This is a genomic window from Planococcus glaciei, assembly GCF_900099655.1.
Lineage (GTDB): Bacteria > Bacillota > Bacilli > Bacillales_A > Planococcaceae > Planococcus > Planococcus glaciei.
The window spans coordinates 25,486-35,524 of the sequence record NZ_FNDC01000024.1; the positions used below are offsets into that span (position 1 = coordinate 25,486).

Annotated in this window: 9 protein-coding genes and 1 pseudogene; 4 read left to right on the forward strand and 6 right to left on the reverse strand. The window is 49.2% G+C overall.

Going from position 1 to position 10,039, the window contains the following annotated elements; all coding sequences use genetic code 11:
• Positions 1–85 precede the first annotated feature (85 nt).
• The 6 genes from BLQ32_RS19030 to BLQ32_RS19055 all read right to left on the reverse strand — a co-directional run bounded on the left by BLQ32_RS19030 (position 86) and on the right by BLQ32_RS19055 (position 8,545).
• Positions 86–832 (reverse strand): MBL fold metallo-hydrolase, encoded by a 747-nt coding sequence (locus tag BLQ32_RS19030; protein ID WP_074511785.1) that lies wholly within the window; start codon positions 830–832, stop codon positions 86–88.
• A gap of 316 nt (positions 833–1,148) precedes the next feature.
• Entirely contained in the window at positions 1,149–2,228 is a 1,080-nt protein-coding gene (locus BLQ32_RS19035; protein ID WP_074511786.1) for a M42 family metallopeptidase, read from the reverse strand.
• Positions 2,229–2,245: 17 nt separating this feature from the next.
• Positions 2,246–3,877 carry an ABC transporter substrate-binding protein gene (locus tag BLQ32_RS19040; protein WP_074511788.1) on the reverse strand — a complete coding sequence of 544 codons (1,632 nt, stop codon included), beginning with the start codon at positions 3,875–3,877 and terminating at the stop codon, positions 2,246–2,248.
• An 836-nt stretch (positions 3,878–4,713) separates the two neighbouring features.
• Positions 4,714–6,918, reverse strand: coding sequence for a S8 family peptidase (locus BLQ32_RS19045; protein WP_074511789.1), 2,205 nt, complete (start codon positions 6,916–6,918; stop codon positions 4,714–4,716).
• A 317-nt stretch (positions 6,919–7,235) separates the two neighbouring features.
• A complete protein-coding gene (locus tag BLQ32_RS19050) occupies positions 7,236–7,784 on the reverse strand; it encodes an alpha/beta hydrolase (RefSeq protein ID WP_074511790.1) in 549 nt (182 codons plus the stop codon).
• Positions 7,781–8,545 (reverse strand): alpha/beta hydrolase, encoded by a 765-nt coding sequence (locus BLQ32_RS19055; protein ID WP_074511792.1) that lies wholly within the window; start codon positions 8,543–8,545, stop codon positions 7,781–7,783. Before BLQ32_RS19055 ends, BLQ32_RS19050 begins: the two co-directional genes overlap by 4 nt.
• A 338-nt stretch (positions 8,546–8,883) precedes the next feature.
• Here BLQ32_RS19055 and BLQ32_RS20250 point away from each other — a divergent pair.
• The 4 genes and pseudogenes from BLQ32_RS20250 to BLQ32_RS19070 all read left to right on the forward strand — a co-directional run.
• Positions 8,884–9,087: pseudogene (locus tag BLQ32_RS20250) on the forward strand (ATP-binding protein); the annotation flags it as partial.
• Positions 9,088–9,120: 33 nt separating this feature from the next.
• Positions 9,121–9,447 carry a magnesium chelatase subunit ChlI family protein gene (locus tag BLQ32_RS20090; protein WP_244890391.1) on the forward strand — a complete coding sequence of 109 codons (327 nt, stop codon included), beginning with the start codon at positions 9,121–9,123 and terminating at the stop codon, positions 9,445–9,447.
• A gap of 98 nt (positions 9,448–9,545) precedes the next feature.
• Complete coding sequence (locus tag BLQ32_RS20135) at positions 9,546–9,677, forward strand: hypothetical protein (RefSeq protein WP_280513371.1); 132 nt, start codon at positions 9,546–9,548, stop codon at positions 9,675–9,677.
• A 111-nt stretch (positions 9,678–9,788) separates the two neighbouring features.
• A partial coding sequence (locus tag BLQ32_RS19070) for a terminase gpP N-terminus-related DNA-binding protein (RefSeq protein WP_139150575.1) occupies positions 9,789–10,039 on the forward strand: 251 nt, incomplete at its 3' end.

Sequence of the window (10,039 nt, forward strand, 5' to 3'; positions counted from 1 at the left end):
TCTACAATAAAAACCACTCCATGCTCAGCCGCCTTAGTATCTACAGCCAGATCCATCGCGTCCTGCTTGAAAAGATGATTTTGCCTCACTCACCTTCCGTCTTAATAAATTCGATATTCCCTTCATGCCAAGAAATGAGGTGGGGCGGAATGGGATCGCCCTGGTAACGGGCACGCTGATTGCCGGATTTCAATTGGTAAAGGTAATCCAAATCGTCTTCGATCTGCCGGAGGATTTCCTTTTGAGAATCCAGTACAGGAAGGCCGTGGCCAGGAACCAAGGTATGAATACCAAACTCCAGTACTTTCTCTTTCATCGTCTCCAGGCTCTCCAAGTATTTTTGACTGGAATAAAAGATAAAAGGAAATTCCAGATCGGATAACACATCTCCTGCCACCACCACTTTGCGTTCCAGAAAAAAGGTGGCCATCATGTCAGGGGTATGGCCGGGTATCGGCAAAAAATACAAAGTATCATCCGAAGCCGCTTTGGTTGTCTCCCCCACGATTTCCTCATCAATCCGTGGAAACTCGAGTTCTTTGTTGCGTGCGACATACCATTGAAGATCAAAAGAGCGCGCTTTCTCTCTTTGGTCTGCCTGTTCACTGATCTTGCAATGGCCAATCGTATGGCCATATGAAAACTCAGAAAATCCGGCAATATGATCCCAATCCGCATGGGTGTAAATTAAGTTCAACGGCTTGTCCGGCAACGCTCCTTTGATGTGTTCCAATTCATGTGGAAAGTAGGTCGGATCAAAGAGAAAACACTCCTCCTTCCCCTCGATTAACGTCGAATTCGTTTGCCATAAGCAACTCTGAAAAATCTTCATGATATTCCCCTTTCAACTGCAACATCTATGATTCTAGCACTTGTGCTAATTAGCTGATTTCTTCTAGGCAAGACTAAAGCTGGGCTTTTTGTGAAGCGTATATTACCACATAAAATGATGATTTTCTAATTGAACGTTAAAGGTTCCCGGGAAATTGTCATTTGTAAAACCCTATTTTTCTATGCAATGGCTACCCCCCCTTTTTGCTTTCGCCCCAAAAAGAATCCATTCCCGTGGACCGGGAATGGACTCTTTTAACCGTTCATTCATCTTTTGGTTCAACGATTGGTGTGCCTGGCACACCATCCATGCACATTCACGTATCCAAGAAATTCTTCCCCTTCAGTTCCCCTGTATGATAGACGAATTCCGCCGCCAACTTGATGGTGTTTTCCAGATCGTCCAAATCGACGATTTCCACCGGCGAATGCGTATAGCGGGACGGAATGGAGAGAACGCCGGATGATACGCCGGTCGATGTCATATGGATGGCGCCGGCATCTGTTCCGATGCCCATAAAGACTTCCAGCTGATGTGGGATGTTTCGTTCAACGGCCACTTTCTCTAGCAGCCCCGTGACAAGGGGATGGGCGATCAGCGATTTGTCGGCGATTTTGATGCAGGGACCGCCGCCGAGCACCCGCGTTCCGGTCATCAGCACATCATAGGTGTCGCTCGTCGGCGTGGTATCGATCGCCAAAGCGAAGTCCGGCTGGATGGCTGGCGACAGCACCGATGCCCCCCGCAGCCCGACTTCCTCCTGCACGGTGAAGACGCAATAGACGTCGCCGTGGACCCGGTCCGGATGATCTTTTAGCGCCTTGATGAACTCGATCAACACCGCACAGCCCGCCCGGTCGTCCAGCGCTTTGCCGACGGCGCGGTTGCGCTTTTTATCGCCAATCAGTTTCAAGCCGCTGCCGTAGCTGATCGGCTGGCCGACTTTCACACCCATTTCCGCGACTTCTTCAACAGAGCCCGCTCCGATATCAATATAGAGTTCCCGGTGGGAATCGATGCGCTTCGGATCATCCCATTTCACGTAATGCATGGAAAGCGTCCCGATTACACCTTCCACATACCCTTCACTCCCTTTGATCGTCACCGGCTGGGCCAGCAGAATGCGGTCATCGAACCCGCCAAGCTTCTCGAAACGGAGCGTGCCGTTCGGTTCGATCTTTTTGACGATCAGCCCGATTTCATCTGCATGCGCTGCCAATAAAACCGAAGGCATTTCCGGGTCGGTGGCGTTGATTTTAACAATCAGGTTGCCGAGGGCATCCACTTGCACCTTATCCGCTCCGTCTTTTACCTGGTCCCGGATAAACCGCTGGACATCCTGTTCGAAACCGCTCGGCCCGACCAGTTCACACAATTCCTTCAATAATTGATACACGAGATCACTCCAAGCCCTTAGTTTGATAGGTAGACGTCTGTAAACAAATCGTTGCTCATCGGATGCGGCACGTAACCTTCCACGTAATCCATCTGTGCAAGAGGCGGCGTGGTATACGCGAGCATCAGCCACGGTGCATCTTTCTGGAACAGCTGCTGCGCCTGTTTATAAAGCTCGATGCGTTTGTCCTGGTCGATCGTTTCACGCGCTTCCGTAATCAAAGCGGTGAACTCATCGCTTTTATAGAACGCAATGTTCTGTGCCGGTACGTTGGTGTTTGTCTTGCTGAGGTTCGGATACAGGAAATTGTCCGGATCTGCCATAACCCCGGTCCAGCCGTAAAGAGCCATGTCGTGAGCGCCGGCTTTCGTATCCTCCAGGTACGTCGCCCATTCCATCGACACGATTTCCGCTTCGATGCCGACTTTCGCCAGGTCCGATTGGATCGCTTCCGCAATTTTCATCGGTTCCGGCATGTAGGGGCGTGGGTTGCTCATCGTATGCAATTTGGTCTTGAACCCGTTCTCAAATCCGGCTTCTTTCAAAAGCTTCTTCGCTTCTTCCACATTGTAGTCGTACTTCTCCAAGGAATCGTCGTGGCTCCAGAGCGATGGCGGCAGCGGGCTCGTGGCCACATCGGCAAGGCCGTTATAGAACGCATCGACAATATTGTCCTTATCAACGGCCATGTTGATGGCCTGGCGGACCAACGGGTTATCAAACGGTGCTTTTTCCGTGTTGAACGCCATATAACCGATATTGAAGCTTGGCCGCTTCAGCAATTCAAGCCCGTCCGCGTTTTCCACGCTCGACGTATCGGTTGCATTCATGCCGTCGAGCACATCAATTTCCCCGGTCTGCAGCGCGTTCAAGCGTGCGGCGTTTTCCGGAATCACCTGGAAGATCAATTTGTCCAGATATGGCTTGCCTTCCATCCAGTATTCCGGATTTTTCGCCAACGTGATGGTCTTGTTGCGGCTCCATTCCTCAAACATGAACGGCCCTGTCCCTACCGGATGCTCATTCAGCGTGTCGCCATATTTCTCAATGGCTGCCGGGCTCGCGATGCCGAACATCGAAATCGCCAAATAACTTAAGAACGGCGCCGTTTTGCGTTTCAGCTTAATCTCCAGTTCATGGTCGCCTGTCGCTTTCACGTGCTCGATCAAGTGGTTTTCGTCGCCTTTAAACCCGCCGTAAAGGAACGGATAATACGGGAAATCGCCTTGGTGGTACGGATTTTCCGGATCCATCCAACGGTCGAAGTTGAAGACCACCGCTTCCGCGTTGAAATCGGTCCCGTCGTGGAACTTCACGCCTTCACGCAGCTTGAATGTCCATGTCAATCCGTCTTCACTCGAACTGTACTCGGTCGCAAGCTTCGGCTGCAACTCCAGGTTCTGATCGTATTCCAGTAAGGTTTCAAAGACATTATGCGTCACCCGGATCGATTCGCCGTCCGTCACATTGATTGGATCCAAACCGACCGAATCGGCGCCGCGGCCGAAGACAAGCGTGCCGCCTTGCTTGTCGCTTTCCGCTGTTTCGCCCCCTTCACTGGTGGTTGCTTCGTTATTGCCTGAACAAGCGGCCAGCAGCAAAACCAGGACCAATGACAAAATCCCTGCAAATCGTGCTTTTTTCTTCATTTTCCGTTCCTCCTCTTCCATAAACGAGCTTTGCAAACCCCAGGCGTCGAGCTAAAGGGGAATAAACACTTCCTAATGCAGCACCGCAGCTTCCTGGTGTTAGTTATGTACGACCGAACCGGATTCCTCCTTCCGAACAAAAGAACAATAAAAGATAAAAAAACTTTCATAACGAAAGCGATTTATCATTTTCGATTGCTTTTAGTATTTTGAATAATCTTATTTTATTTGGAACACTTAGCAATGTCAACGAGTAATTAAAACATTCTGTTAATAAAAATACTTTTTTGCGGCCACTATTTAGTTTTAATAAAATCATTCAAAATCGCTGTTTTTAATTTTTCTCTGTTATCGAATCAAAAGCATTTAGATACAGGGAATCGACGGATGATTTTCATAAACGGACTTATTGCTGTCCCTGCACTATTCTTGTTTCATCGTATGGCCAAATGAAACTCGGCTTGTTCGGCAACGCTTTTTTTGACGTGTTCCACTTCATGCGGATAGTAGGTGGAGGCAAACAGAAAGCATCCCTCTCGCGCCTCTATCAAATTCGAATTTGTCTGCCCTAAACAGCTTCAAAAAATCTTCAAGGCAATCCCTTTTTCCTTTATAAATTTATGACGCGTTGACGTGTACGGATCCGCCGGCTCCTTCCAGCCGACCGAAAAGAAAGATGTCTCTATATAGAAGTAAGTCACTACAAAAACCCTTTTGAAAAGGAGCATCTCTTCTGAACAAAAATATCACGCTCCCTTACCAAAAGAAGGCAAAAAAAATGGCTCCGATCTGAAATCGAAGCCATCTCTTTTATAGTTTTTTTATCCTTTACAGACTTACCGAAAGCTTTTATCCAAAGCCCGCGCCAGAAATACGGAATACTCCGCTCTAGTAGTCGGTTCTTCCGGATGGAATGTTCCATCCCCGTATCCTGTGGTGATACCCTCTTCAAAAAGCCCGGAAATATAGCCTTTTGCCCAGTGCTTGGGCTTCACATCTTTGAAATGGTCAGCTTTACTGGCCTCTAGGCTATAGGCAATGCTGATGACTTTCGCCATTTCTGCACGCGTCAGCATGTCATCGGGTTCAAACGTTCCGTCCAGGTTCCCATTGAATAAGCCGGCTTTGGAAACCGCGGCGATGTAATTCTTCGCCCAGTGCTTGCCGGACACATCGCGATAACCGGAGGCGGCGTCTTTCATCGGCAGTTCCAGTGCCAGCGCGAGCATCTTCGCCGCTTCGGCGCGGGTGGTCTTCTTCTCCGGCTGGAATCTGCCGTCCGGATATCCACCAATGATCTGCCCGTCTGCCAAATACATGATTTCATCCAGCGCCCAGTGCTTCAACTTCAAGTCGGAATAATCGCCGACCGCTGCCAGGACTTCAATGGTTCGGCTGCGGTTGCCTTTTGAATCGGCAGCCGTGATGGACAGAATGGTCCCTGCCGGCTGTTTCGGAATCTTCACTTCATACTTGCCTTTCGCATCCGCCGCTGCTGTACCGATTGTTTTGGCCCCCGCTTTGACTTCGACTTGAGCAGCCGCTGTCGCTGAACCGATGATGCGCGTAGAAAAGTTTGTTATCGTACTCGTCACCGAAATCATCGGGACGGTTCCGCTGAGTACGGAAATCTCCGCTTCTTCGCTTTCATTGCCATAGGAATCCCTTACTGAAACATAAAGCTTCGTTCCAGCTGCTTGCGGCGGGAGAGCCAGCTGGAATTGCGCGTATCCAGAGTATCCTTCATCCGACGTGATGACCGTACCCGCCTGATTGCGGACAATGATTTGGCCGCTTTCCAGTTCAAATGGAAGATAGCCGGAAATCTGGATCGACTGCTCAGAGATGTCGTAAACAGCCGGAGGAAGCAATTCCTTGATATGTAATGCCTGCTTTGAATTCACAAGGCCGTTCCCGTATAAAGCATCTTTTCCGGGTTTGCCTAAATCCTTGGCAGTGTCCAAAAGCCGGTCCACAACTTCGTCATTCGTCAATGCCGGCTCATTTGCCCATACGAGTGCCGCTACACCCGATACCATCGGAGCCGCCATCGACGTTCCGCTCATCCCGCCAAAATTATTATTCGGCAAGGTCGAGATGATTTCGCTGCCCGGGGCGACAAGGTCGATGTCGCTGCCACGGTTCGAAAAAGCCGAGAGGAAGTCGGTCGAATCGGTCGACCCCACCGAAATGACATGGTCGTAGGCAGACGGGTAATAGGTTTGAGTGGAAGCCTCATTCCCCGCAGATGCTACGAGCACCAGTCCCTGTTGATGCGCATATTGAACGGCAGCATCGAAATGGGAATTATACGAATAGTTGTTGAGGCTCATATTGATGATATCCGCACCCGCTTCTACCGCCTGATAAATTCCTTCCACCACATCAGATGTATAGGCAAGTTCCCCTTCAAAAACGTCAATGGGCATAATCGCCGTTTCTGGTGCGACACCCGCCACTGAATGCTCATCATCAATCGAACTGCCGATGATTCCTGCAACGTGTGTGCCATGCGCATCTACACTAAGACCCTTAGAGCTATCCGTCACGGTGCTGTATGGCGAAACGATCCGGCCGGCCAAATTCCGATGCGTCAAATCGAATCCCTCGTCCAACACTGCAACCGTTACGTCCGCCCCTTTTGTCTTTGCCCATGCGCTTTCATTTTCAATGCTTTGATGATGATATTGGTAATAGCTATACTGAGCGCTGTTCGGGGCATCCGTCAGTTGGATCAAATGATCAGGCTCCACGCTTTCAATATCTGTTCTTTCTTCCAGCTCCTCGGCATACTCATCTGCCGTTTCCCCTTCCGGAACCTTCACTGTCACGGCCTCTTCCGCTTTTACCGTCGCCGCTGCCACTACATCCAAATCATCCAGTTCACTTGTTGCATCTTCTTTGAACGTGACGATGACCTGATCGGTTTCTGTTGCCTCCGCGCTAGGCGCTTTCTCTCCGGCATAAACGCCGCTGCCGAATGTCGTAGTGATTAATAAGGCAGCCATGAGGACTGCTGGTAATCTTATGTGTTTTCTCATTCCCTTTTCTCCTTTTGCTCCATGCAGCTGTTCTTAGGCATCCTTGTTTCAATTCGCGAATTTCCCACCAGAAATGTATACCCTTTCACAGTAAAAATATTCCTTTTATTTTAAAGTTGTATGTAATTAACTTAGTGTCATATACACTTTATTAAGTAGAGGCTGAAAAGCTTGCCAGAATAGACGTTAAGCTCTTTTTCCTGACCAAAAGAAAAAAGCCAAACACAATGTGTCTGGCCGAGCGGAACTCTTTCGATTTCAAAACTTTCTCTTTGATTCCAAAGGTGAAACAAGTCCTTCAAGAACTCTCCTCTGAATCACTCTTCTTTTGCCTTCCTCTTATCTTTCTTCTTCCACAAATGATCCTCTACAAAAGCGGCATAAAGCAGATGCCAGGCTTTCCAGTCATGCGCAGCGGGAACTTCCACATAGGCGTGTTCGATGCCTTCCTCGTTCAGCGCAGTATGGAGATTTTGCACGGGATCGATCAAATAATCCCAAATGCCGACGCCGACCATGACGGATGGGTCGTCCAGGTTGCGGTAAGATCCGATATTATTCAGTTCATCTCCGGTTACGGCATAACTCCAAATGCCAAAATACGCAAAGTCATCTGCGTGATTGAAATACATCCGGTTAGCGGTCACCCCGCCCATCGACAACCCGGCGTAGGCACGGCCCGCGGGCTCATCTGATACATTGTAGTTCGCTTCCACATACGGCATGATGTGTTCGAACTGGTCTACTTCTATCCGTTTATAATCCCAATTCAAGTCCTGATTGTTCATGGTGACCACTACAAAGGGTTCAGCTTTTCCCCCTGCGATTAAGTTATCCGTAATATTCGCCACTGCGCCTTCGTTCACATCCAACGCAGTTCATTGCCGTACGGGACGCCGGACATGCCGTGGGACAGATAAAGCACTTTGTATGGTTTCTTGCGGCCCGGGGTATAGCCGTCGGGCAGGTAAACCCCGAGCCCTCGCATGTCACCGGCCGCGCCTGTATAGGCTACCGTTTCCACAGTGCCGGTTTTTTTATCTTTGCGCGGAAGTTCCACTGAGCGATCCAGCCAATCGCCTTTTCCCATTGTCTTCTTATTGTATGGAATATAGACCATGCTGGACACGCTGGAAACGTCGGTCGCCGTATTGGTCAATGTTGGATTATTAGGGTCGTCCAGTCTTGCGGTTGTCGTGCCATCCGGATTGGTAATACGGAAATTGTAAGGATAAGCTCCGCTGGACAGAGGAACTCTGCCTCCCCATAAATTGTCTTTGATCTTTTCCAGCGATAAATAATACGTGGTGTCACTATTGCCGCCGGCGGGGAACATCCCAGGTTTATAGGCCTCCGGTTTGTAGGGGGTTTTAAATCCATCTACAATGGTGAAATGATAGAAGGCATCGCTGTAAAGTTCGACTTTTGTAGCCGCTGACGTCTCATCTTCATAAACAAATGTGACATAATTGCCGGTTGGAGAAGCAGCATCCGCCTCCACCGTGACGCCAGGTGCGTAATCTGCGTAATCAAATCCAGAAGAGTTTGCTGCTGAAACAGACCGGTTGTTGCCAAAAATCGAGCAGACCAAAACTGCCATAATTCCTACACTAACCACTTTTTTCATGTACTTGCTCCCTTCTCACTTATAAAATTAGCCGAACCGTATAGTTACGCCAAGATGTGACTTAATTGTATGGTTGTCTGATTATTTTAACAAATTGCGAAATAGGTAATTTTTAATAATGTGCTTATGGCTTCTACTACGCAAATAGTGGCTCTATCTTCCTCAATTGGTCCCGGTGCGCGGCTCAATTATTGCTACTTGGCTTTTCTAATAAATATGAAAAAATGCAGCCGAAAGCAGTTGCGGTTCCTAGACGCTGGCACATCGCGGGGCCTTATTTTCGGACGAACTTGGCCATTTTCCAAGAGCGTCATCGATACGCTACGCTGGGCTAGCCTTTGGAAAGCGGCTTTGCGGTCGTGAATCGCGTCGAAGGGGCGGACCAGTTTCCGGCGGTGATCAATTTGATTGTCGCAACCAATCCGTGCCCGTGAGGCTATTACGGCTCCCACGAAAAATATTGTTCGTGCGGCGACAAAGTACGCTTGAAATACATGCAGAAGATCACTGCCCCCATCATCGACCGGGTCGACTTTGTGTTGGGAATGAAAAACCGGAGAGTCTTCGAAACCTCGGTGGGTGTCCCGTCAGAAGAGCTCCGTTCAATCGTGAAGGCTGCACGCGACCGGCAGCGTATGCGCTACGGCGGCAATTACACGAACGCCATCGTGTCGATCAAGCTGTTCGAAGAAATGGTCCGCTTCAGCCCGACACAGCTGACGCGGATTGAAACGGTCAGCTCCGAGGAGAAACTGAGCACCTGGTTCTCCTTAAAAATCCTGCGGCTCTCCCGGACGATTTCGGACGCTCGGGGTAAGGACACGGTATCGGACACCGCGGTTGACGAAGCATTGAACTGGAAGGTCCAGGCTTCCCGATTCCACGGCTCGTTGATGCGGTGAAGGAGATGACACGAAAATGGGAGTTCAATCCCCATTTCTATTACCATGTCATCATGCGCGGCAATAACCGTTAGCCGATCTTTAAAATGAAAGAGGACATGTTTGAGCTCAGGCGCATGCTGCTGCATGTCCATGTCAATTGTCCGTTTACGATTTTGGCGTATTGCTTCATGACGAACCATTACCATATTCTGAGTCAGCCGCTCATGATCCGTTCCACAAAATCATGAACCTGGTGAACCTGTCACCGCCGGTGATAAAATACCCAATAACGCCGTTTTAAAATTCCCCATTTATCAAGGATAATCGACATATACCACGTTGCAGAGGAGTATGTGTCGATGTTGAAAATGGAGGAATTTTTTATGATTCGGGAATTGTATCAAAAGGGATGGTCGTTAACAGCCATTGCCCAAGAGACCGGCTTTGACCGGAAAACCATCCGCAAATACATAAACGCCGAAAAGCTCCCTCGGAGCTCCAAGCGAACGAAACGGGCAAGCAAGTTAGATCCGTATAAACCCTACTTGCTTCAACGAATCCAGGAAGGCACCACGAATTGTGTCGTGTTGCTTGAGGAGATCCGGGCGCA

What these genes read in the sequence shown, in the direction of transcription:
- BLQ32_RS19030 (WP_074511785.1), bottom strand. Translation starts at nt 832, where the DNA reads ATGAAGATTTTTCAGAGTTGCTTATGGCAAACGAATTCGACGTTAATC.
- BLQ32_RS19040 (WP_074511788.1), bottom strand. Translation starts at nt 3,877, where the DNA reads ATGAAGAAAAAAGCACGATTTGCAGGGATTTTGTCATTGGTCCTGGTT.
- BLQ32_RS19045 (WP_074511789.1), bottom strand. Translation starts at nt 6,918, where the DNA reads ATGAGAAAACACATAAGATTACCAGCAGTCCTCATGGCTGCCTTATTA.
- BLQ32_RS19055 (WP_074511792.1), bottom strand. Translation starts at nt 8,545, where the DNA reads ATGAAAAAAGTGGTTAGTGTAGGAATTATGGCAGTTTTGGTCTGCTCG.
- BLQ32_RS20135 (WP_280513371.1), top strand. Translation starts at nt 9,546, where the DNA reads ATGTTTGAGCTCAGGCGCATGCTGCTGCATGTCCATGTCAATTGTCCG.